The organism is Brevibacterium sp. 50QC2O2 (assembly GCF_024580675.1).
Classification (GTDB): Bacteria; Actinomycetota; Actinomycetes; order Actinomycetales; family Brevibacteriaceae; genus Brevibacterium; species Brevibacterium moorei.
This window is the reverse complement of sequence record NZ_JANIJZ010000001.1, coordinates 52,740-76,256: the sequence shown is the minus strand read 5'-3', so window position 1 is coordinate 76,256 and position 23,517 is coordinate 52,740. Positions and strand designations below refer to the sequence as shown.

The 23,517-nt window shown below is 67.0% G+C and carries 13 protein-coding genes and 3 tRNA genes; 5 read left to right on the top strand and 11 right to left on the bottom strand.

The genetic code is table 11. The features are described 5' to 3' along the window. Positions 1 to 100: 100 nt before the first annotated feature. The 4 genes from NQ038_RS00315 to NQ038_RS00300 all read right to left on the bottom strand — a co-directional run bounded on the left by NQ038_RS00315 (position 101) and on the right by NQ038_RS00300 (position 3,914). The gene (locus NQ038_RS00315; protein ID WP_257049247.1) at positions 101 to 2,107 is read right to left on the bottom strand and encodes an acetoacetate--CoA ligase; all 2,007 of its coding nucleotides are present in this window, start codon (positions 2,105 to 2,107) and stop codon (positions 101 to 103) included. Between the two features lie 147 nt (positions 2,108 to 2,254). Next, positions 2,255 to 2,327 (bottom strand) — tRNA-Arg (locus tag NQ038_RS00310). A 93-nt stretch (positions 2,328 to 2,420) separates the two neighbouring features. Further along, positions 2,421 to 3,743 carry an Nramp family divalent metal transporter gene (locus NQ038_RS00305; protein ID WP_373456755.1) on the bottom strand — a complete coding sequence of 441 codons (1,323 nt, stop codon included), beginning with the start codon at positions 3,741 to 3,743 and terminating at the stop codon, positions 2,421 to 2,423. 98 nt (positions 3,744 to 3,841) lie between these two features. Beyond that, a tRNA-Arg gene (locus tag NQ038_RS00300) sits at positions 3,842 to 3,914 on the bottom strand. Positions 3,915 to 4,267: 353 nt separating this feature from the next. Between NQ038_RS00300 and NQ038_RS00295 the strand changes: the two genes are divergently transcribed. After that, the gene (locus NQ038_RS00295; RefSeq protein ID WP_257049248.1) at positions 4,268 to 6,100 is read left to right on the top strand and encodes a phosphoenolpyruvate carboxykinase (GTP); all 1,833 of its coding nucleotides are present in this window, start codon (positions 4,268 to 4,270) and stop codon (positions 6,098 to 6,100) included. Between the two features lie 276 nt (positions 6,101 to 6,376). On the opposite strand, the gene NQ038_RS00290 is transcribed toward NQ038_RS00295, so the two are convergent. Beyond that, positions 6,377 to 6,697 (bottom strand): XRE family transcriptional regulator, encoded by a 321-nt coding sequence (locus NQ038_RS00290; RefSeq protein WP_257049249.1) that lies wholly within the window; start codon positions 6,695 to 6,697, stop codon positions 6,377 to 6,379. Positions 6,698 to 6,938: 241 nt separating this feature from the next. Next, positions 6,939 to 7,027, bottom strand: a tRNA-Ser gene (locus NQ038_RS00285). Between the two features lie 297 nt (positions 7,028 to 7,324). On the opposite strand from NQ038_RS00285, the gene NQ038_RS00280 reads away from it, so the two are divergent. The 3 genes from NQ038_RS00280 to NQ038_RS00270 all read left to right on the top strand — a co-directional run bounded on the left by NQ038_RS00280 (position 7,325) and on the right by NQ038_RS00270 (position 12,845). Continuing rightward, positions 7,325 to 9,616, top strand: a complete 2,292-nt coding sequence (locus NQ038_RS00280) for an LCP family protein (protein ID WP_257061365.1) — start codon at positions 7,325 to 7,327, stop codon at positions 9,614 to 9,616. After that, positions 9,613 to 11,670, top strand: coding sequence for an FAD/NAD(P)-binding protein (locus tag NQ038_RS00275; protein ID WP_257061364.1), 2,058 nt, complete (start codon positions 9,613 to 9,615; stop codon positions 11,668 to 11,670). The genes NQ038_RS00280 and NQ038_RS00275 overlap by 4 nt, the downstream gene beginning before the upstream one ends. A gap of 95 nt (positions 11,671 to 11,765) precedes the next feature. Then, positions 11,766 to 12,845 carry a 2,3-butanediol dehydrogenase gene (locus tag NQ038_RS00270; RefSeq protein ID WP_257061362.1) on the top strand — a complete coding sequence of 360 codons (1,080 nt, stop codon included), beginning with the start codon at positions 11,766 to 11,768 and terminating at the stop codon, positions 12,843 to 12,845. 133 nt (positions 12,846 to 12,978) lie between these two features. On the opposite strand, the gene NQ038_RS00265 is transcribed toward NQ038_RS00270, so the two are convergent. Both NQ038_RS00265 and NQ038_RS00260 read right to left on the bottom strand, forming a co-directional pair. Next, positions 12,979 to 15,321, bottom strand: coding sequence for a YhgE/Pip domain-containing protein (locus NQ038_RS00265; RefSeq protein ID WP_257049255.1), 2,343 nt, complete (start codon positions 15,319 to 15,321; stop codon positions 12,979 to 12,981). Beyond that, a complete protein-coding gene (locus NQ038_RS00260; protein WP_257061361.1) occupies positions 15,321 to 18,344 on the bottom strand; it encodes an MMPL family transporter in 3,024 nt (1,007 codons plus the stop codon). Before NQ038_RS00260 ends, NQ038_RS00265 begins: the two co-directional genes overlap by 1 nt. 210 nt (positions 18,345 to 18,554) lie before the next feature. On the opposite strand from NQ038_RS00260, the gene NQ038_RS00255 reads away from it, so the two are divergent. Then, positions 18,555 to 19,241 (top strand): TetR/AcrR family transcriptional regulator, encoded by a 687-nt coding sequence (locus NQ038_RS00255; protein WP_257061359.1) that lies wholly within the window; start codon positions 18,555 to 18,557, stop codon positions 19,239 to 19,241. Positions 19,242 to 19,338: 97 nt separating this feature from the next. On the opposite strand, the gene NQ038_RS00250 is transcribed toward NQ038_RS00255, so the two are convergent. From NQ038_RS00250 to NQ038_RS00240, 3 genes are all read right to left on the bottom strand, one after another. Then, positions 19,339 to 20,775, bottom strand: a complete 1,437-nt coding sequence (locus tag NQ038_RS00250) for an amidase (RefSeq protein WP_257061357.1) — start codon at positions 20,773 to 20,775, stop codon at positions 19,339 to 19,341. Positions 20,776 to 20,810: 35 nt separating this feature from the next. Continuing rightward, entirely contained in the window at positions 20,811 to 22,052 is a 1,242-nt protein-coding gene (locus NQ038_RS00245; RefSeq protein ID WP_257049260.1) for an amidohydrolase, read from the bottom strand. Between the two features lie 88 nt (positions 22,053 to 22,140). Next, complete coding sequence (locus NQ038_RS00240; RefSeq protein ID WP_257057941.1) at positions 22,141 to 23,517, bottom strand: C45 family peptidase; 1,377 nt, start codon at positions 23,515 to 23,517, stop codon at positions 22,141 to 22,143.

Genomic DNA, 23,517 nt, shown 5'->3' with positions numbered 1-23,517 from the left:
CAGGCCGGACAGCGGCCCCGGCCCCACGTGGGGCCGGGGCCGCCCGCGACGTGGTGGGATCTCCGACCGACGGCCGAGCCCGCCTGTGGCAGGGCTCCCGTCAGTCCGCGGACTGGGCCCTGCGTGACCTCGCGAAGTCCACATACCAGTCCAGCACCGCGGAATCGGCTGCACTCGACCGGTTGATGGACTCCACGGGGGCTCCCTGCAGGATCCGCTTGATGGGGATCTCCAGCAATTTGCCCGTCCGCGTGGTCGGCACGGCGGGGGCCTCGATGATCTCATCGGGGACATAGCGCGGGGATACCTCGGAGCGGATCGCACGCACGATCTCATCGCGCAGCGCATCATCGACCACTGTGCCCGGTGAGGGGACGACGAACAGCGGCATGTAATAGTCCCCTGCTTCCAGCTCGGCACCGATCACCATCGAGGTGAGCACACCCGGCACACGGTCGACGACCTGGGTGATATCCGCCGAGCCCATCCGGATGCCACCCCGGTTGATCGTCGAATCGGAACGGCCGTGGACGATGAACTGCCCGCCCGGCAGCTTCGTCACCCAGTCCCCGTGGCGCCACACCCCGGGATACTGTTCGAAGTAGGCACCCCGGTACTTCGATCCGTCCGGATCGTTCCAGAACTTCACGGGCATGGACGGCATCGGCTCCGTGATGACCAGCTCGCCCACCTCGTCGACCACCGGCCGGCCCTGCGCATCGAAGGAGTCCGCGGCCACGCCCAGCCAGGCCCCCTGCAATTCGCCCAGATAGATCGGGTCATAGGGATTCGAGCCGATGAAGGCCGTGCAGACGTCGGTGCCGCCGGAGTCGGATCCGATGTGGATATCGGCTCCGACGTGGTCCTCGGCCCATTGCCAGGTGGAATCCGGCAGGGTCGAACCGGTGGACATGATGGTCTCCAGATGCGACAGATCGTAGCGGTCGGCAGGCGACAGCCCGGACTTCTCCATCATCTGCAGGATCGCGGCCCCCGTACCGAAACGGGCCACCCGCTCGGCCGCGACGATCTGGAACTGTTTGTCGGCGGCCTCGTACGCGGGCGAACCGTCATAGGTGATGACCGTCCCACCCACCAGCAGGTTGTTCACCAGGCTGTTCCACACCATCCAGGTTGTGGCCACTGCGGAATACGCACGGTCGCCCGCCCGGCCCTCAGTCTGCAGGGCAGTGCTCTTCAGCCCCTCCAGCACGATCCCGCCGTGGCCCTGCACGATCCCCTTGGGCTTGCCCGTGGTGCCCGAGGAGTACAGCACCCACAGGGGATGGGAGAACTCCACCCGGGTGAACTCGGGAACACGGGGCTCGCGGGCCACGTCCGAGAGCCGGACGCTGGGCACCTCTGTGCCCGGCACCGCGGCCTCGCCCCATGGCAGCTCGTCCGGATGCTGATCGACCAACACATGGTGTTCCACGGTGGGCAGCAGTTCCAGCAGCTCGGCCACGCCCGCACGCCGGTCCAGCAGTTTGCCGTTGAACCGGTAACCGTCGACCGTCAACAAGACCTTCGGCTCGATCTGGGCGAACCGATCGGCAACCCCGGGAGCCGCGAAGTCGGCACCAACGACCGACCACACGGCACCCACCGCAGTACTTGCCAACAATCCGACCACCGCATCGGGGATATTCGGCAGGACAGCACAGACGGTGTCCCCCTGCCGCACTCCCACCGAACGCAGCCAGTGGGCCAAGGCGCCCACTCTGCCGCTCAGGGTGCTCCAGCTCAGGGAATCGCGGCGGGCGTCCTCGTGCACCCCCACCAGGGCCTCGGCATCGGGCCGGGCCGCCGCGTGCCGCAGCATGTTCTCCGCGTAGTTGATGCGCGCGCCCGGGAACCAGGCCACCCCCGGCATCGTGTCCCCTGACATGACGGGACCGGTGCCGCGCTCGCCCAGGACGTCGAAGTACTCCCAGATCGACTCCCAGAACTCCGGCAGGTGCGTCACCGACCAGTTCCACAACTGCGGATAGTCCTGCTCTGCGGTGTGCACGTCCCGGGTGTCGGCCAGCCAGCGCTGATAGGCCAGCATCTCGCTGTGCCCGATCCTCTCCTGCGACGGGGTCCAGAGTTTCGTCCGATCTGCCATGTGTTCTCTCTACTTCCTTGTAGGGCTCGCTTCGCGGTTCCGTACCCGATTCTATGCAGAAGGGGTGACCGGGCTCACCGGAGCCGGAGAACACTCAGGCCCCGGAGTCGTAACTCCGGGGCCCGTGTGGTGCAATGGCACGAAAAGTGCGCCATGGGGGATTCGAACCCTCAACCTTCTGATCCGTAGTCAGATGCTCTATCCGTTGAGCTAATGGCGCATGTCTTGACGACAAGACACCACTATACACTCCGGACACACCAGCGGCAAAGGCCGTCGGGCGGAATCCCCCGAGACGCTCCTCACGTGGGCGTCATCCTCCCGTGATGGCGCCGATCAGCTCATTGACGCCCAGGACCAGGAACAGACCCGCGATGATGACCAGGATGATGTTGATGTACCACTTGTTGCGCCACTCCTTTGGCGTGTGCTTGCCATTGAGTAGGAACAGCAGCGTGATCGCCAGGAACGGCATGAAGAACGCGCCCAGCACGCCGTAGGTGATGATGATGCCCACCGGCTTGCCGATGAACAGCAACAGCATGGGCGGGAAGGTCAGCCACAGGATGTAGACCTTGTAGTACTTGCCACCCAGGCCACGGTCCTTGTGGCCCTCCGGCAGCTTGCGGGTCCGACCCCAGAAATCGGCGAACATGAGTGAAACGCCGTTCCACACGCCCAGCACGGAGGAGAAGGAGGAGGCCCAGAAGCCCACCAGGAAGACATTGGCCAGGAATGCACCATGGCGATCCTCCAGCACATTCGCCAGGTCCAGCAGGCCCTGGTCGCCGGACTTGATGGCGATACCGGCCGTGTAGAGCAGCTCCGCCCCGATCACCAGCATGGCGACCACGAAAATACCGGAGATGACGTAGGCCATCGAATTGTCGATCCGCATCACGCGCATCCACTTCGGCGAGGACCAGCCCTTCTCCTTGAGCCAGTAGCCGTAGGCCGCCAGTGTGATGGTGCCGCCCACGCCGCCGGCGATGCTCAGCGTGTAGATGACCCCACCCTCGGGAATCAGCGGAACCAAGCCCTTGACCAGCTCCGGGATGTTGGGCAGCGTGTAGACGGCCAGGCCCACGACGGTGACGAACATGAGGCCCACCAGGGCCGCCACGAGCTTCTCGAAGGCCTGATACCTCCCCGACCAGACCAACGCCGCGCCGATGAGCCCGGACACCGCGCCGTAGAGGACGATGTCGTAGTTGTTGCCCCAGATCGGGAAGGCCGTGGCGATCGGCAGGGCGGAGGCCGACATCGCCGTGGCACCGTAGACGAAGCCCCACACGACGATGTAGGGACCGAAGTAGATGGAGGTCCAACGGCCCAGCCGCCGCCACCCCTCGAAGATCGAGTGGCCGGTCGCCAGGGTCCACCGCCCGGCGCCTTCGACGAGGAAGATCTTGATAATGCAGCCGGCGATCGCTGCCCAGAGGAGCGCGTAGCCGAATTTCGAGCCGGCCACCAGGGTGGCGACCAGGTCGCCTGCACCGATTCCGGTGGCGGCGACGACCAGGCCGGGGCCGATCAGTTTCCATTTGGGTCGTTCTTCGGAAGACGAGGACACAGCGGCGGCTGTGTCATGCGCAGTCGTCTCCCCTGACAGGGGGTCTGGAGTGTTCTCAGTCACACTTCAAAAGTTTATCGGACAACCAATCTTTTCAGAAAGACTCGGCATGCCCACACATGCAAAAGACCCGAAACCTAGAGTTCCGGGCCTTCCTTCGGTGCGCCATGGGGGATTCGAACCCTCAACCTTCTGATCCGTAGTCAGATGCTCTATCCGTTGAGCTAATGGCGCATGTCCTAACGACAGGACTCAACTATACACAGGCGCCGCGGGTACCGCCAGTCCTGCGAACATGGACTGAGTCACACAGGCCGTCACATAAGCACACCGCCCGCCCCGCAACCCATAGGGCTCGTAAATCAAAACTACGTCTTTCATGCACAAAAATCCGCCCATCTATTTGCAACAAGACGTCTTCTTTGCATCCCTTGTGAGTCAATGCACAGGGAAAACCGGTGGTTTCGCGCTGAATCGGCATTCGCCCCTCCCCTACCGTGATTATCACCCGCCGGGAACAGCGGGCCGAACCTCACCAGGATCGGGCCAGTTCCCGGCAGTCCGTCAAAAGATTTGGAGTAACGCCGATGACAGTCCTCGACACTGGCTCAGTCGAAGACCAGCTCGCATGTGCGCCGACCAAGAACGCCCACGTTCTGGAGTTCGTGCGCCGGATCGCAGATAAGACACAACCGGCCCGCATCGAATTCATCACCGGCGACGCCGCTCAGCGGCACGCGATCGAAGACCAGCTGGTGGCCGCGGGCACCCTGGTCCGTCTGGACAAGAAGAAGGACTCCTTCTATGCGGCGTCCGACCCCAATGACGTCGCCCGCGTCGAGGACCGCACCTTCATCTGCTCCGAGAAGGAGGAAGACGCCGGCGCTCTGAACAACTGGATGGCTCCCACGGAGATGAAGGCCATCCTCGACGACCTGTTCGCCGGCTCCATGGCGGGGCGCACCATGTACGTCATCCCCTTCGTGATGGGCCACACCGAGGCCAAGCAGCCGATGTTCGGCGTCGAGGTCACGGACTCCCCCTACGTCGTCCTGTCCATGATGATCATGGCCCGCACCGGCAATGTCGTGCTCGACGCGATCGACCGCAACGGCGGCAGCTTCGTCGAGTGCGTCCACTCCGTCGGCGCGCCCCTGGCCGAGGGCCAGCAGGACGTCAAGTGGCCCTGCAACGAGACCAAGTACATCACCCACTTCCCCCAGGACCGCGCCATCTGGTCCTACGGCTCCGGTTACGGCGGCAACGCCCTGCTGGGCAAGAAGTGCTACGCGCTGCGCATCGCCTCGTCCATCGCCCATGAAGAGGGCTGGCTGGCCGAGCACATGCTGATCCTCAAGCTGACCAGCCCGGAGGGCGAGGTCAAGTTCATCGCCGCGGCCTTCCCGTCCGCCTGTGGCAAGACCAACCTGGCCATGATCGAACCGACCGTCCCCGGGTGGAAGGCCGAGACCCTGGGCGACGACATCGCCTGGATGCGCTTCGGCGAGGACGGACAGCTGTACGCGGTCAACCCGGAGTTCGGCCTGTTCGGCGTGGCGCCGGGCACCGGCTACGGCACCAACCCCACCGCGATGCGCGCAATCGAAGAGGGCGGCAACGTCTTCACCAACGTCGCGCTGACCGACGACGGCGATGTCTGGTGGGAGGGCATGACCGATGAGGCCCCCGCCCACCTGACCGACTGGCGCGGCAACGACTGGACTCCGGAGTCGGAGACCAAGGCGGCCCACCCGAACTCCCGCTTCTGCACTCCGATCACCAATGTGCCGACGCTGGCCAAGGAGTACGACAACCCCAACGGTGTGCCGATCTCCGCGATCATGTTCGGCGGTCGCCGCAAGACGACGATGCCGCTGGTCGTGCAGACCTCGGACTGGACCAACGGCGTGTTCATGGGTTCCGTGCTCAGCTCGGAGACCACCGCTGCCGCAGTCGGCAAGGTCGGCGTGGTCCGCCGCGACCCGATGGCCATGCGTCCGTTCATCGGCTACAACGTGGGCGACTACTTCCAGCACTGGTTGAACATCGGAGCGACCGCCGGCGCCAAGCTGCCGCAGATCTTCTACGTCAACTGGTTCCGCCGCGATGAGGACGGTTCGTTCCTGTGGCCGGGCTTCTCGGAGAACTCCCGCGTGCTCAAGTGGGTCGCCGAACGCCTGGACGACAAGGCCGGGGCCGTGCAGACCCCGATCGGCCTGGTTCCGGCCCCCGGCGCCCTGGACGTCGACGGTCTGGACATCACCGATGAGCAGCTGGCGAAGGCCCTGGCCGTCAAGCCGGAGGAATGGGAGCCCGAACTGGCTTCGATCGAGGAATGGTACGCCGAGCTCGGCGATGCCGTCCCCGCCGAGCTCAAGGCCCAGGTCGACGCGCTGCGCGAACGCATCAACGCCCGCTGATCACAGCCGGGCGACCTCCGGCCGAGGCGACACGGACCCACGTGCATCACGCACTCTGAGTCCGTGCGGCCTCGGCCGGGAAGCCCGCGGTGTCCCCGCACCGCGAATACCCACAGATTGTCCCCACCAGAACCGGCTACAACGATGTAGGCCAATGAACCGGAAGGGCACGCACTCTTGAGCCAGAGTGCGTGCCCTTCTTCTTTTCGATCATTCCGTTCTCGATCCGGTTGGCCGCGGGCCCGTCCGGAGCCGGACCCGCGCCGGGTTCATGGATCAGATGTCGTCGAAGCCGACGATCCCGCCCTGGCCCTCCATATCCTCGACTTCGGCGGCGGTCGCCTTGCTGAACTTCAGCCGCACCCCGTGGCCCGAACCGCCGGCCTCATCGGAGATGAAGTGGGCGCCCAGGCCCTCGAGCGCGGAGATCATCGCCTCGCGCTTGTCATCGGTCAGCGAGTGCATGCCCCGTTCGAAGCCCAGAACCTCGGCCTCGGACAGGCCGGCGCGGTCCGCCACCGTGCCGGTGCCGACCTGGACCAGAGCTCGGGCAGAGCGCGCCAGCGAACCGTCGAAGAACAGTCGTGCTGCAGCCATTTCGTTTCCTCCTCGAATCGTGGGCCGCCGGCCTCGGCATCCGAGGTCACTGTGCCCTGAGAATATGTCCTCAGCACCAGCGTACGTGCCCCAGGTGGATTCCACATGACTTCACCCCGGCAGAAGACCCGAAACCGGGGATGTACCCCCGGTTTCGGATCATCCGGGGTTCGGGCCCCGGGCATGCAGAAACCCCCGCTCACCCAGACGGACACTGGGCTAGCGGGGGTTCCGGATAACGCGGAGCCGGAGGGATTTGAACCCTCGGTCCCCAGTTCAAGGGACTCCACCTTAGCAGGGTGGTGCTTTCGGCCGCTCAGCCACGACTCCACTGATCGCCTCCCACCCGAGGGCGGGAACACAACCAGCACTAGCCTACAGATAAACGGACGGCCTCGCAAAACGAACGGCTCCCCTGCCGCACAGGATCTGCCGTACAACGCCCTGTACAGGGTCACATGGCGACCTCTCATCCGACCGTCCAGGCACTACGGGTCCGGATCTGCACGTTTACACAGCCGGAACCGATAAACTCGGGATGGTTTTGCACTACGCCCATGCCTTCTACGGCGGCCACCCCACTCGGTGGGCCCGTCCGGAGCCGGGCACGATTTCAAGGAGTTCGGATTGTCGGGAGAGGACAACAAGGGCGATAAGATGCCCGATTCGCCCGCTGAGCCCCGCCGCGCATCGGCCAAACCCAGCTTCCGCGGCGAGGAGCGCGCGAGTTCGGCGCCCGCAACGCCCGGCAGTTCACAGGTACCGCGCACCCGGGCCGAACGCAAGGCCATGGAGGCGGCCGCCCGTGCCCGTGCGGCGCAGACCCATATGGGCAACCGCTATCTGAGCCCGCGCAGCGAGGCCGAAAGCGCCTATACGGCCGATGGCATCCCCCCGGCGCCCTCCCAGCAGCACGCGGCTGGTGACACGGCCCAACCCGGAACTTCACAGATCCCCTCCACCTTCTCCATGGAGCCGAGCACCGAAACTCCGCCCGCCACGTGGGAGGCAGCCACAGGGACGGACTCCACCGACGAGGACGCCGAGTCCGAAGACCACCGGCCCGGCGCACGCCGCGGCAATCCACGGCACGCCCGCCGGGCACACGAGTCGAGCACTCCGCGCCCGGGCCCCAACGGCCTCGCCGGAGCCGCAGAGACGGCCGGGACGACTGCCGCCGGGGCTGCCGCGGCCACGAATGCACGTGCGACGGCCGGCGCTGCACAGGGTACGACCGGCGCAGCGGCTGCCGCGGCAACCGCTGCAGCCCGGGCACCCATCCCGGCCCGCGATCCCGACGGCACCATTCACATCCGGCCCGAGGACGACACAGACGCACGCCGCCACCCCAGCTACCGGGCGGGCGCGAACACCAGCTTCCCCGGACTGGTCGGGTGGACCGCCCTGGGCACCCTGGTCCCCGGACTGGGCGTATTGCACCGGAACCGGCGCAGCCCCACCGGCTGGGTGCTGTTCGGCGGATTCGTCCTCACTCTGGTGGCGATCGCGGCCTATGCACTCATCAAGGGTCCCACCCGGGCATTGACCGGTTTCATCGGCAGCGCCGCGGATATGACGGTGCTGTCCTATCTGCTCATGGGCCTGATCGCCATCTATGCGATCAATATCCTCATCTCCTACTTCAGTCTGCGGCGGGGGCACCGACTGACCCGCAGCCGCCGTCTGCTGGGCGGAGTGCTGGTCGCCTCGCTCATCCTCATCACCGGCCTGCCCATGGGCGTGGGCGCCTATTATTCACGCGTCACGGCCTCCACCTACAGCAAGATCTTCGGCTCCGATGCCGGACCGGCGATGAGCGCGGAGGACCTGTGGGCCGATAAAAAGCATGTCAATGTCTTCCTGATGGGCCGGGATTCCTCGGATACCCGCGAGGGCACGCGCCCCGACACCATGTTGGTCGCCTCGATCGACACGCAGACGGGCAATACGACGCTCATCTCGATCCCCCGCAACCTGGCCTTCCCGATCTTCCCCAAGGGCAGCCCGCTGGCCAAGCGCTGGCCCGAGGGCTTCCGTCCCACCGGCAGTTCCGACGAGGACCTGATCAACGCGGTCTGGGACTGGAGCACCGACAACAAGGCCGATTTCAAGGACGTCGACACCCATGGCCTGGAACTGGGCATGTGGGCGACCATGCAGGCGGTCACCGGTTCCACCGGCCTCGACCTGGACTACTGGGCCAGCGTCAACATGCAGGGCTTCAAGGACGTCGTCAACGCCCTGGGCGGCGTGACGATCGATGTGGAGCGGCCGATTCCGATCGGCGGCGGCCATAATCTGTCCACCGGCGGCATGTACCCCGTCAAGGGCTGGATCGATCCCGGCAAGCAGAAGCTCAAGGGCTCGAAGGCCCTGTGGTACGTGCGTTCCCGCCATCTATCGGACAACTACGACCGGATGTGCCGCCAGCAGCGCATGCTCAAGACCGTGCTGAGCCAGGCCGATCCGCAGACCATCGCGGTCGCCTATCCGAAGCTGGCCGGCGCCGCCGGGGACAATGTCGCCACCAGCATCCCCGGCAATGAGATCCCGGCATTCCTGCAGCTTGCCATCAAGATGCAAAGCGGCAAGTTGAAGTCCGCACAGATCAACAACGGCGTGACGAAGACTTACAAGCCCGATTTCGATGAGCTCAAGGACTGGGTCGAGGAACAGACCGATCCGGAGACCAAGAGCCAGCAGGAAGCGGTCGAGGGCGTCGACAGCTCGGACAAGTACAAGAGCGGGGCGATGGACGAACCGAGCGCCGAACCGACCGAGACCGATGAACCGGAGACCGCCGAGGACCGCGCCAAGAAGGCCGGCCTGGAGGATGAGTCCGGTATGTGCTATCCCGCGGAACGCCCCAAGGGCACCGACTGGACCAAATTGGGCTGGCCCGGCCCCGCTGACAAGTGACCGGCGGCGGCCCGGCAGCGGCCACCGTCCGCGTTGCGGTGGTGGGCGCGGGGCCCCGCGGTCTGAGCGTTTGTGAACGGCTGATCGCCAATGCCCGCGCGGCCGCCGGGCGCATCGGCACAACTGCGGCTACCCACTCGGCGTCCTGCCCGGTACCGGACCTCGTCATCGATCTGATCGACCCGTACCCGCCCGGTGCGGGCCGCGTCTGGCGCACCGGACAGGCAGCCGAACTGCTGATGAACACCACGATCGGCGATCAGACGGTCTTCCCGGACGGGACCTGTACCGGCCTGGCACCCGGCCTGGGGCCCGATATGGGCACCTGGTGGCGCAGCCGCGCAGACGTCGAATGCGCCCCCGGCCGCCCGGCGGCCCACACCGCTGCGGAGTGCGCGACGGTCTTCCCCTCCCGCCGCCTCTACGGCGCCTACCTGGACGATGCCTTCCAACTCGTCCGCGAGGCCGCCGAGGCAGCCCCCGGCGTCACTCTGCGGGTCCACCGGGCACAGGCGACCGACATCGTCGAGCCCGATCACGCGCAGGACCGGCAGCTGCTCCGCCTATCCGACGGCACGACCCTGGAGGTCACCGATGTGGTGCTGTGCCTGGGCCACATCCCCACGGCCCCGGGCTCCGAGCGCGCCTCCTTCGCCGAGTTCGCCCAGCACGCCGGGCTCGACTACGTGCCACCCGGACTGCCCGCCGAGGCCGATCTGGACGGCCTGCTGCCCGGCGAACCCGTGGCCTTCCGCGGCTTCGGCCTGAACTTCTTCGACCTCATGGCCCGACTGACCCATGGCCGCGGCGGAAGCTTCCAGCCCGCGGGGGACGAGCTCGTCTACCGGGCCTCGGGCGCCGAACCGATTCTGGTCCCCGGCTCCCGGCGCGGCACCCCCTACCGCTGCAAGCCGGTCACCGCCGAGCACGGCATGCCGGACTACCGGCTGCGCTTCTTCACCGCCGAGGCCGCCGGAATTCCGACTCAGACCGGTCCGCTGCGCTTCAACGAACACCTGTGGCCGCTCATCCTGGCCGATCTGCGGCTGGCCTGGTACACGGCAATGCGCCGCTCGGCCCCCGCGGCGCTGACCTGTTCGGCCGAGGCCATGGAACGGGCCATTGCGACCGCGGCCGGGCTGGAGCCGGGCCTTTCGAACTCGGCCGGGCCGGTGCACGGCCGCACCGCAGCCGAAGTCAGGGGCGCCTGGGAGGCCTTCGAGGCGCGCGCGGTGCCGGAGCCCACCAATCGTCTGGACCTGGCACGCCTGGCCCGGCCCCTCGAGGGCAGGGAGTTCACCACCCGGGAGGCGGGGGCCTCGGCGGCCGAGGGGCAATCCCTGCACGATGCGATGCTGGCCTTCCTGCGCGAGGACCTGCGCGACTCCCTGCTCGGCTGCGAGCTGGCTCCGTCCAAGGCGGTCTTCGCCGTGCTGTGGGCCGCCCGCACCCTGCTCAAGGAGATCGTGGCCGATGGCCGGCTGGCCCCCGACAGCTTCGCAACCGAGGTCAGGGGCTGGTTCGAGGACCTGGTCGCCGGACTGTGCGATGGGCCGCCGCCGCAGCGCTACGCCGAACTCATCGCCTTGGCCGAGGCCGGGTTGGCGCGCTTCGCCGGGCCCCGGATGCAGGTGCGGCGCAGCCCGGCGGGCGCACCGGCCGGCTTCCTCGTGTCATCCCCCGCAGTGCCCGGCGAGGTGCGGGCCAGGGCCCTGGTGGATGCGGCCTCGCCGGCCAACAACGTCAGGCGGGCCGCCGATGGACTCGTCTCCGGGCTGGTGGAACGCGGCAGACTGTCCGCAGCCGAGGTCCGCTCCGGCGCGACGCTGATCCCGGGGACGGGATTGCGGGTCGCGGGACCGGCCCATCACACCGTCGATTCCCTGGGCCGGGAGCACCCACACCGCTTCGTGCTCTCGATCCAGCTGTCCGATGTCCAATTGGGTCTGGCGATCGCCGCGAACCCGGGCACCGACGCCCGGACGCTGCGTGACGCCGACACGATCGCCCGCGAGATTCTGGGGATCACAGGGGTCTCGGCAACCGCCGACTGACCCCAAGGTCACATGCCGCACCCCCACCACCTTGTCTTTACAACTGTAAAATCATGGATGGAAACTCATCACACCATCGAGGAGGATGAAGAGATATGCGCGCAGTCATGTTCTACGACGCACACGACCTGCGGATCGAGGACATTCCGGAGCCCGGGGCCCCCAAGCCGGGCTGGGTCAAGCTGAAGCTGGCCTACAACGGCATCTGCGGATCCGATCTGCACATGTTCACAGATGGCGGCTTCACGGGCAATACGCCCACCGCAACGGAGGAGAACCCGCTGACCGGCGAGACCCTGCCGATCGTGCTGGGCCACGAGTTCTCCGGCACTGTCGTCGAACTGGGCGAGGGCGTCGAGGACGTCTCCATCGGGCAGAACGTGGCGGTGCGCGCGAACGTGTCCTGCGGGGAATGCGCCGCCTGCCGGTCCGGGAAGTCGAATATCTGCCGCAAGCAGTGGGGCTTCGGGATCTCCGGCGGGGGCGGCGGCCTGGCCGAGTACATCAACGTGCCGGCGGGCAATGTGCACGTGGTGGGCGATATGGACCTGGGCCACGCCGCCATGCTGGAGCCGCTGTCCGTGGCCACCCATGCGGTGCGCCTGTCCGGGGCGGATGCAGGGCAGACCGCCCTGGTGGGCGGCGCCGGTCCCGTCGGCCTGTTCACCGCCGCGATCCTCAAGGCCAAGGGGCTGACGGTCATCGTGTCGGAACCGTCCCAGGCGCGCCGCGACATCGCCCTGAGCGCATCGCACGCCGACTACGCGATCAACCCGATCGACGAGGATCTGAACGCCCTGGTCGCCCGGGTCACCGACGGCCTGGGCGCCGATATGGTCTTCGACGCCGCCGGTGTGGGCCCTGTGACCCACCAACTGATCGGCAATGTCCGCCCCGGCGGCCACGTGCAGATCATCGCGCTGCACGGAAAGCCCCTGGAGATACAGGTCGCCGCGGAGCTCCACTACACCGAGGCCACGTTCTCCGGCACGATGGCCTATCTGCCCGAGGACTTCGAGGACTCGATCGCCATGGTCAACTCCGGCAAGCTGGACCTGGAGGCCTTCGTGACCAAGCGGATCGATCCGGAGGACATCGTGGCCGAGGGCTTCGACACCCTCATCAACCACAATGACACCGCGGTGAAGATCCTGGTCAAGACCTCCCGCGACTGAACGGACGAACCCCTCCCGATACAGCCGAGGCCCCGGCCGGGTTCCGTGAAAATGGAACCCGGCCGGGGCCTCGGCCATTCATCCGCAGCCTTGGCCCATAGGCGGATGCCCATGGGCCAAGGAGCCGGATCGGTTAGGCGTGCGCCAAGCGCTGGATCTGTTCGAATCCGGCGCTGCGCTTCTTGGCGACCGCCGCGATGCCCGCGACCACACCCAGCACCAGCCAGACCAGCAGCAGGCCGAAGGCCTTGCCCAGGCCGTCCGCGCCGGTCACCACTGCCGCCACACCATCGATTGCAGGTGTCAGCGGGGAGATACCCGCCAGGCCGGACAGCCAGCCGGGCACCGCCGTGAGAATCTTCGCAGTCACGCCCAGCACCAGCAGGATGACGCCGATGAACCGGCCGGCGCCGCCGAACAGGGCGACCAGGGCGAAGTTCACCACCGTGAACACGATGCCGGCGAACACGGTGAAGCCCAGCAGGGACACGAAGTCCACGGTGTTGAGCTTGAGCAGCACCTGGCACAGGATCGTCAGCCCCAGGGACTGGACCACCGCGATGCCCAGACCCGGCAGCAGACCCTTGAGCATGATGACGAAGGAGCGCTTCCGACTGGTCAGCGAGGCCGCGGAGACCGGGCGCAGCACCGTATAGGCGATGAGCGCGCCCAGGAACAGCGCCATGACCAGCAGCAGTGCGATCGAAGAGGCGATCGGGAACTTATTCAGGGAGTCCAGGCTGCCGACCTTGATCGGAGCGGCCGTGACCTCCTTGAGGGTCTCCCTATCGGACTTCGAGTAGTGCGGGACCGAGTCCTTGCCCTCGTCGAGGCCATCGGCGAACTTGCCGACACCGTCGGCGTACTTCTCGGTGCCGTCGGCCAGTTTGTCCGCGCCCTTGGTCATCTGCGGCATCTGCGCACTGAGCTTGACGACGCCTCCGGTGTACTGGGAGACGCCGGATCCGAACTGCGAGACGCCGTCGGCGAAGGTGCCAACACCCTTGGTGTACTTTCCTACGCCGTCGGAGAACTTCCCAACACCTGTACCGTACTGGGCGGCCCCGTCGGCGAATTTGCCAACGCCGTCGGTGTACTGCGCGACCCCGTCGGTGTACTGGGCAACGCCCGTGCCGTACTTGGCCACGCCGTCCGCCATTTTGCCGACGCCGTCGGTGTACTGTGAGACACCGTCTGTGTATTTCTTGACTCCGGGAGCGAGCTGTCCAATACCGTCAGCGACCTTGTCACCATTCTCGGCCAGAGGCTTCGCCAGTTCCGAGTCGCCCTGCATGCCAGAGGCGATACCCTTCAGATAGATCGCTTCACAGCTAGCGTCGCCCTTGCACTGAGCCTCTACTTCATCAGCCTGATCTTCAGAGATCAGGCCCTTCTCTCCGCCGACCAGCCCTTGGCTCTTCAGGATTGCAAGGCTAGGGATCTTCTTCAGATTGTCACCCTTGGTCTTGATTCCCTTTTGGAACTGCCCGACCCCATCGGTGTATTCCTTGACTCCGTCGGCAGTCTGTTGGAGTCCGCCGGACAACTTCGACCCGTTCTTGGAAAGCTCCGCGCCGCCCTTCTTCAGCTTCGGAGCCTCCTTCGCCAGGTCTTTACCGCCCTTGCCCAGCTTCTCGCCATTGTCGGCCAGGGCCTTGCCGCCCTTGGTCAGCTGTGGCACGCCCTTGGCGATCTTGCCGCCGGCATCGCCCAGCTGCTTCGCGCCCTTGGCCAGTTGGTCTCCACCGGCCTTGAGCTGCGGGGCGCCGGCTGCCAGCTGTGAACCGGCATCGCCCAGTTTGGCGCCCGCGGTGCCCAACTGGCCCACACCGTCGCCCAACTTGCCAACACCCTTGGCGAATTCCTTATTGCCGTCGGCCAGACCGTCGGCCCCGTCGTGCAGCTTATTGCCCGCATCGGCCAGGGTCTTGAACTGCTTGCCCATATCGTTGAAGCCCACGTAGATGCCGTCGAGCACCTGTTCGGCCCATTCGCGGTTGAACTTATCGCGCGCGGCATTGCCGATGGACTGCGAGATCATCGAATCGCTCAGCGGGGAGACCTTGGACGAGGTCACGCTGATGGTCGCCTGCACGGCCTCGGACGGATCGTCCTTGGTACCCGTGGCCACGGCCCGGGAGAAGCCCTTGGGGATGTGGACGACGGCGACGTACTCGCCCGACTTGAGCCCGGCCTCGGCCGAATCCACGTCCGCCAGTGACCACTTGTAGTTGCCGTCGGTGTCGTCGTCCATCAGGCCGGAGACCAGCATCCTGCCCAGGGGCACCTGCTGGCCCTGGATCTTCGCGCCGTCATCGTCGTTGACGATCGCGGCCTTGACCTCGCCCATCCGGTCGGAGACCTTCCAGGTGGCGAAGACGAAGCCGGCGGCGATGATCAGCGGCACCAGGATCAGACCGATGACCGATACCCAGGTCACCTTCTTGCCGGCGTCCGCGCGTTCGAACAGTGCCATCAGTTCGCCCCTCCCATGGATTCGGCGATGTTCATTGTCAGTTCTTCCGTTTCCTCTCCGCGGGGCCCGCCGGACGCCATCGCGTCCAGGTCAAGCCGGTGCAGGACGACCTCGGCCGGCAGCATCTGCAGGGCCTTCGGATTCGTCAGGCCAAGCACCACAGCGGATCCGCTGGTCAGCGCATTGCCCACCAGGGTGCGCACCGCCTGGGCCGTCTGCGGATCACGGGATTGGTCCGCCCGGTCCACCACCAACAGCTTGGGTGGTTTGGCCGCCAGCTGTTCGAGCTTGCTCAGCGCCGGCACCATCGCGTCCTCGGCCGGGTCCATATTCAGGTACGGCGTCGAATTGCGGATCTTGTTCGCCTGCTCCGGCAGGACATAGGGTCCGACCTTGAGCTCCCCGCCGTCCAGCTTGGCGCGGCCCGACAGGGCCAGCACCAGTCCGGGGGTGCCGTGGCCGGTGATGCCCAGGACCTCGCCGGGCTTGAGCGCCACGTCCACGTTCTCGAAGATCGGGTGGCGCTTGGTGCCCAGGCTCAGTCCCTCGCCGTAGACGGCGTAGGGGGAATCCTTCACGGGGAAGTCCTTGAGCTTGACCTGGTGGTACAGCCCCTCGCCCTCCACGTCGAAGTGCGGCAGGATCTTGTCCAGCCACTTGGGGATCCACCAGGCCTTGTCGCCCAGCAGTGCCATCACTGCCGGCACCAGGGTCATGCGCACGATGAACGCATCGGTGAACACGCCCACCGCCAGCGACAGGCCGATCGACTTGATGATCGCGGCGCCTTCGGGCACGAAGGCGAAGAACACGCTGAACATGATGATCGCAGCACCCGTGACGACCGCGGCGGAACCGGTGAAACCGCGCAGGATCGCCTGTTTGGCCGATGCGCCGTGTGCGTAGGCCTCGCGCATGCCGGAGACCAGGAACACCTCGTAGTCCATCGCCAAGCCGAACAGGATGCCCATCACGATGATCGGCAGGAAGGAGATCACGGGGCCGGCCTGATCGACCCCGATCAACGAGGCACCGTGGCCCTGGACGAACACCAGCGAGATGATGCCGAAGGACGTCACGACCGACAGCAGGAAGCCCAGGGTCGCCTTGATCGGCACCGCGATCGACCGGAAGACCATCATCAGCAGGATGAAGGACAGGCCCACCACAAAGGCGCCGAAGGGCAGCAGGGCGCGGCCCAGCTGGGCTGAGATATCCGAATACAGAGCCGTCGCGCCGGTGACCGATGTGTCGACACCGTAGTCGTCCTTGAAGTGCTGTTTCATATCGCGCAGTGCCTGAACCGTCTCCTCCGTCTGTGGATCGGACGGGCCGGTCTGCGGCACGATCTGGATCATGCCGGTGTCCGCGTTCTGATTGGGCACAGCGGCCAGCACCTTGACGACGCCGGGCACCTTCTCGATGTCGGCCTTCATATCGTCCATCACGTCCATCGGCTCGTCCGAGGTCGCCAGACCGTCGGCCAGCATGATGAGCGGACCGTTGAAGCCCTCGCCGAAGTGCTCGGTCGTCAGATCATAGGTGACGCGCGCGGGCGTGCCGGGGTCCTCCGTGCCATTGTTGGGCATGGCCAGCTGGATCTTCGAGGCGGGGATCGCGAACAGGCCCAGGCCCACCACGATCACCACGATCGTCAGGATCGGGACCTTCGTCGCGGCCTTCACCCAGCCGCCGTAGAAGCGTTCTGCGAAACTCTTGCGGGGTCGTCCCCCGGCTTTCGGGGCCGAGGCCGCGCTCAGCAGAGCCGCACCCTCCTGCTCGACTCCGGCCGGCTCGGCGGCACTCGCCGGGGCACCCGTGCGAGCGTCGGCACCCGCCGGGGCCGCGTCCTCGGCGCCCTGGTGGGCCTGTGCTGCCTCATAAGCCTCGGCGGCCCGGATCCGCGCGGCTGCCAGTGCCCGTTCTCCGGCGGCCCTGGCCTCGTGCTTGGAAGCCCCCTGGGCGAGCGCGTCCTTCTGCGCCCGCTTGGCGACCTTGCGGTGCGGATCGACCCGGGTGCCCAGGAAGCCCAACAGGGCGGGCACCAGGGTGAGCGCCACCAACACGGCAACGGCGACGGTGATCGCCGCGGCCACGCCCATGATGGTCAGGAAGGACATGCGCACGATGCTCAGGCCCACCAGGGCGATGATGACCGTGGTGCCTGCGAAGATCACGGCCGAGCCGGCGGTGGCCGTGGCCTGCGCGGTGGCCTCCTCCGGGTCCTGGCCGTGGCGCATGTTCTGTCTGGCGCGGGAGACGATGAACAGGGCGTAGTCGATGCCGACCGCCAGGCCCAACATCGCCGCCAGGGTGGGCGAGGTCGAGGAGACCGTGGTGAACGCCGTCATCGACACCAGGATCAGCATGCCGACGCCCACACCCACGATCGCGGTGATCAGCGGCAGGCCGGCGGCCAGGAAGGACCCGAAGGTGATGGCCAGGACGAAGAAGGCGATGACCACGCCGATCACCTCGGTGGCGCCCATTGACACCCCGGTCATCTGGAACACCTCGCCGCCGGGCTCCACCTGGCTGCCCTTGGGCAGATCGTTCTGCAGTTCGTCCACCTGGGCCTGCAACTTGTCCTGCGTGTCATCGGGCAGGTTGAAGCGGTCCGTGTCGTAGCTGATGTTGATGATCGCGGCGGACTTGTCGTCGCTGATGCCGCCTTCGATCATCGCGTTGAAGGGCGCGCTGGCCGTCTCCACATGGTCCAGATCGCCGATCCGTTCCGCGGCGTCCTTCATCTCCTGTTTATAGGGGTTGTGGTCGACGCGCTGCCCGTCGGGGGCGACGATGATGATCTGCGCGGACGCCCCGGATGCCTGCGGGAAGCTCAGCTTCATCGAGTCCAGGGCCTCCTGGGCCTCGGAGCCGGGCAGGGTGAAATCGTCTGCGAAGGGCTTGGAGAACGCCCCGACGAAACCGCCGATGGCCACCAGGATGATCAACCAGGTGGCCAGAACGGTTTTCTTGTGTCGGAACGCTCTGCGTCCCAGTTCATACAGGAAGGATGACACGTGTTCTCTTTCGTGACGGCAGGTGTCCGGGGTGGGTCGTGAGCGGATACGGTTCGAGCGGGGGACCCCGTTCGATACATTGGTGTATCCGATACAGAAGTGTATTCTTTAGGCAGGGGCCGATGCAACGCAGCCGGCCCACAACACCCCAGATCCGGGTCGGTCACCCGCATTCCGACCCGACACGCCCGAAAGGACGCCCGCCCCCGCATGACCATCACGGCCCGCCGCGCCAGGACCCGCGAAAAACTGTTGACCGCGGCAGTACCCGTATTCGCCAAACGCGGCGTCGCCGGCGCCTCGATCGAGGAACTGTGCGAGGCCGCGGGATTGACCCGCGGCGCCTTCTACTCGAACTTCGAGGGCAAAGAGGAACTGGTCCTGGCCCTGATCGAACAGCAGATGGACCAGGCGATCGGGCACATCACCGACCGGGCCGAGGCCGCAGGCGGAATGTCGGCCGACGGCACCCCGAACAGCTGTTCGATCATGGCGGAGGCGACTCCCGCCGAGCGCGCGAAACGCGCCGAACAGCTGGCCGCCGAGGCGATCGACGCCCTGAGCGAGGAGGCCGTCTCCTTCGTCCCCGATAGCCGTGACTGGGTGATCGCCCAGCGGGAGATCGAGCTCTACGCCCTGCGCACGCCCGGGCTGCAGACGCGCTTCCGGGAACTCGTCGACACCCAGCTGGCCAGGATCGCCGAAATCGTCACGACCATCCTGGCCCAGCACGGGGCGAAGTCGACGATTCCGATGGACGAACTGGTGGGCATCCTGGCCGCGGTCGGCAAAGACCGGCAGTTCACGGCTCTGGTCGCCAATCCCGACTCGGACACCGCGGTCTTCGACCCGGAGCAGACCATCCGCGTCCTGCTCGCCTTCATCGAATTCGTCTGATCAGACCCCAACCTGAGTTCCACTACGACATGAATTGTCGACTTCTGGCCCAAACAGCCGATATATCGACAATTCATGTCGTAGTGGAACCCTCAGATTAGAAGGTGGGGTGGTGCTGGGCGTGGCCGGTGGCGGCCTCGAAGGCGTGGGCGACCTGCAGGACCTTGACATCGGCACCCGGCTTGCCCACGATCTGGATGCCCACCGGCAGCCCGGACTCACTGAAGCCGGCCGGGACGCTGATCGAGGGGCACCCGGTGGGCGAGATCAGCGTGGCCGCCCGCATCCAGTCCAGGTAGTCCGTCTGCTCGACCCCGTTGATCTGCGTGGGGTATTCGATCGAGGCGTCGAAGGGCAGCACCTGGCTGGTCGTCGTGACCAGCACATCGTGATCGGCGAAGAACCGGTCCACCGCGCGCAGCAGACGGCCGCGCGCCTTGTCCTTGGCGATGATCTCCTCCACGCCCAGGTCCAGGCCCATCTGGATGTTCCACGCGACGAAGTCCTTGAACTTCTCCGGCTGCGCCTTGAGCAGCTGCCCGTAGAGCGCCGCGAAATCGTAGGCGCGCTGGACCCGGAAGACCTCGGCGGCGGCACTTAGGTTGATGCACTCCTCCGTCAGCTCCGCGCCCAGTTCCGCGAACACGTCCTGGCTCGCGCCCACGACGGCCGCGACCTCGGCCTCGACGTTCAGGCGGCCGCCCAGGTCGGGCGCGAAACCGATCTGCACGCCGGCCAGATTGGGCTGGTAGTCCGCGTCCAGCGCGAACTCCGGCAGGTCGAAGTCCGTGGGCGGCTGCGACTGCGGGGCCAGCCGGTGCGGGCCCGAGGCCACGTTCATCAGCAGCGCGACGTCGCCGATCTCACGCGCCATGAAGCCCGACTGCGCCAGCCACGCCCACGGATCGCCCGGCAGGGCGTGCGGGATGAAGCCGTTGGACGGACGGAAGCCCACCACGTTGTTGAACGATCCGGGGGTGCGCAGCGAACCGCCCATGTCCGAACCGTCGCCCGCGGCCTGGATGCCGGCGGCGATCACCGCGCCCACCCCGCCGGATGAGCCCGACGCGGACTTGCTCCGGTCGTACGGATTGACCGTCGTGCCGAAGACCTGGTTGAAGGTGTGGGAGCCGGCGGCCAGTTCCGGCACGTTCGTCTTGCCGGTGGTGATGATGCCCGCCGCGCGCAGCCGCGCGATGATGAGCGAGTCCTTCTGCGGGATGTTGTCGGTGAACAGCGGCGAGCCGAAGGCCGTGCGCATCCCCGCGGTCTCATGGGTGTCCTTGTGCGTCATCGGCACGCCGTGCAGGGCGGGCAGTTCCCCGTCCGCACCCATCTCCAAGCGCGCCGCGTCGGCCTCGCGGGCCTCGGCCAGGGCGCGCTCACGATCCTCGGTGATGACCGCGTTGAGCGCCGGATTCACCGCGTCGATCCGCTCGAAGTGCGCGCGCACGGCCTCCTCGCTGGAGACCTCCCCGGTGGCGATCAGGTGCGCCAGCCGGCGCATGGACAGCCAGGTCAGGTCATCGGTCATAGGGTGTGTTCCTCCTCCTGGTCCGGTCGAATCGCTCACTTGCCCAGGCGTCCGAACAGGGCGGTGAGCGCCGCGCGTGCACCGGTGGCCAGGGTCAGTGGGACATCGCTGGGCATGAAGAACGGCGAGTGATTGCCGGGCACGCCCTTGACCCCGCCTGCCGCCTCGAGCTGGGCGGCGTCGTTCGAGCCGAAGAACCAGAAGACGTAGGGCACGTCGATCGCGGCGCCGAAGGTCCCGAAGTCCTCCGAGCCCATCCGCGGGGACGGGTTGATCACCGAGTCCTCGCCCAGTTCAGCGCGCAGGGCGGCGTCCAGGTCCGCGGCCAGCTGCGGGTCGTTGTCGCATTCGGGGAACTGGTAGAGCTCGCGGATCTGCGGTTCCGGGGCGCCGGAGGCCTGGGCCTCGGCGGCGATGATCCGGCGGATCGCATCGTTCACGCGCACCCGCACCCCGTGGTCCAGGGTGCGCACGTTGATGGTGAACACCGCCTTGTCCGGGATGATGTTCTCCTTCAGCCCGCCGTGGAAGGAGCCGACGGTGACGACGGCGGATTCCTGGGCGCCCAGTTCACGGGAGACGATCGTCTGCAGCCGGGTGACCATGGACGCGCCCAGCACGATCGGGTCGATCGAGGCCTCGGGCTGCGACCCGTGGGCCTGCTTGCCGTAGACGGTGACCTCGAGCGAGTCAGCGGTGGCCATGGCGGTGCCCAGCATCAGGTCGACGGTGCCAGCGCGACCCGGCCACACGTGCTGGCCGTAGATCGCATCGGGGCGCGGGGCGCGGTCCCACAGGCCGTCGGCGACCATCGCGGCTGACCCGGCCGCGGTCTCCTCGGCAGGCTGGAACAGCAGCACCAGGGTGCCCGACCACAGGTCCTGGTGTTCGGCCATGAGCTTGGCCGTCTCCAGGCCCACCGTGATGTGGGTGTCGTGGCCACAGCCGTGCATCACGAAGGTCTCGGTGCCATCGGCCAGGGTGCCGCGGGCCCGCGAGGCGAAGTCGCTGCCCGTGTCCTCCTCGATCGGCAGACCGTCGATGTCCGCGCGGTAGGCGATGGTCTGACCCTCGCCGTTGCGCAGCACGGCGACTACGCCGGTGCCTGCGCAGCGGAAGGTCTCATAGCCCAGTGCCTGCACGGCCTGTTCGATCTCCGCCGAGGTCTGGGTCTCCTGCATCGAGAGTTCCGGATGGGCGTGGAAGTGCTTGTACGTCTCCAACATCGCCGGCGCGTCGGCGGTCAGGGCCTGTTCGAGGTTCTGGTGCAGTGCCATGGTTCTCCTTGGGTTGTGGCTGGTGGCTGGGGGTCGGTGTGGTGGTCGGACGGTTGCGGACGATGGTGCAGCCGGGGCCACGGCTGAGTCAGAGGGCGAATTCGACGGTGCCCAGCGCCGCGTCCTGTGGCAGGCCGGCGTTCATCCGCACCAGTTTGCGGGCGGGATCCATCCGGACGGTCACCAGGGTCGCGATGTTGAGCCCCAGCGGGGCATCCGGCTTGGGCCGCCGGGCGACCAGGTCCGCGCCCGGGTCGGTCGCCAGCCAATTCAACAGCCCGTCCGCGGATTCGGGGAAGGCGGGCGCGGCGGGCGCGGCCCCCGTTACGCGGTCGTTGAGGACTCGGAACCGCTGGGGCGAGTTCGACACTCCCCCGCGTTTCTGGCCTGCGGCCAGTCCGGAGTCCTGGAAGTCATTGGTGTGGCAGAACCAGATCGCCTGATCCCGGCCGGATTCGTGCACTCCGCGCTGATCGGTCCGGCCCGGTTCCAGGATGCGGTGGCCACCGGGGGTCAGTTCGACCATCAGCACGCGGTCGGCGCTGGTGATGGTGATGAGCGAGGAGGCGCTGACCGGGGCGGATGCGATGATGTCGAGCGCTTGTTCGATCGTGCGGGCCGAACCCAGGATCCGGGCCAGGACGGCGTGGATCGGCACCCCGCCCGGGCCGTCCGCCTCATGGGACAGGATGTTGAGGTCCACGGCCAGCCCGGCCGAGTTCATACCGATCTTGCCCAGCATCCCGAACTCCGCGAAGCCCGCATGGTTCAGCGGTGAGGGGTTCTGCCCGGCCGCGGGGTCCTCGGCCGCGGCCGCCACCGTGCCCGCTGCCGCATCCCGGGCCGGGTCCTCCGCCGGATCCGGTAGGCCCTCGACGTAGTGGAAGTGCCAGCAGTCCTGGAACTGCGCGTGCCAATCCCAGGTCTGGCCGACCAGGCTGGAACCGGGGCGCTGCAGGCCCAGGGTCGAGCACTCCTGGCCGATCTCGGCTCCCGCCGCGGCCGGACCCGCGGACTCGGTGCCGCCGGCCGACTCGGTGCCGTCGACGGCATCCTGCTGCGGCGCGGCAGGTGCCAGGGTCAGGATCTCCGTGCGCGCCACCGTCGTCATCAGGTCAGCGATCTGCAGGCCGGAGCCGGTGGCCACCCCCGCCAATTCGGCCGCCTGGGCCGGGTCCCAGGCTTCGAGCGCGGCCAGCGAGGCCTTGGCGGCCGTTCGCTGTGCCCGTTCGTCGATGCCCAGGGTGGTGAACAGCTGCGCATAACCGCGCTGGGCCGCCCGGATCCTGGCGGCCGAGGCCGCGGCCCGTGCGAGCCCGCGTTCCCGTGGGCCGGTGCCCGCGACATGCAGGATCTGCGGACGCGGACCCTGATCGGCTGCGGACCGACCTCCCGGGGCACCTGTGGCCGGGCCCAGTTTGCGTTTCAGCAGGCTCTGCAGGGGGTCGGGCAGCGATTCGCTCAT

Coding starts and splice junctions, on each gene's coding strand:
- NQ038_RS00315 (WP_257049247.1), bottom strand. CDS start 2,107: ATGGCAGATCGGACGAAACTCTGGACCCCGTCGCAGGAGAGGATCGGG.
- NQ038_RS00295 (WP_257049248.1), top strand. CDS start 4,268: ATGACAGTCCTCGACACTGGCTCAGTCGAAGACCAGCTCGCATGTGCG.
- NQ038_RS00290 (WP_257049249.1), bottom strand. CDS start 6,697: ATGGCTGCAGCACGACTGTTCTTCGACGGTTCGCTGGCGCGCTCTGCC.
- NQ038_RS00270 (WP_257061362.1), top strand. CDS start 11,766: ATGCGCGCAGTCATGTTCTACGACGCACACGACCTGCGGATCGAGGAC.
- NQ038_RS00265 (WP_257049255.1), bottom strand. CDS start 15,321: ATGGCACTGTTCGAACGCGCGGACGCCGGCAAGAAGGTGACCTGGGTA.
- NQ038_RS00255 (WP_257061359.1), top strand. CDS start 18,555: ATGACCATCACGGCCCGCCGCGCCAGGACCCGCGAAAAACTGTTGACC.
- NQ038_RS00250 (WP_257061357.1), bottom strand. CDS start 20,775: ATGACCGATGACCTGACCTGGCTGTCCATGCGCCGGCTGGCGCACCTG.
- NQ038_RS00245 (WP_257049260.1), bottom strand. CDS start 22,052: ATGGCACTGCACCAGAACCTCGAACAGGCCCTGACCGCCGACGCGCCG.
- NQ038_RS00240 (WP_257057941.1), bottom strand. CDS start 23,517: ATGAGCGAATCGCTGCCCGACCCCCTGCAGAGCCTGCTGAAACGCAAA.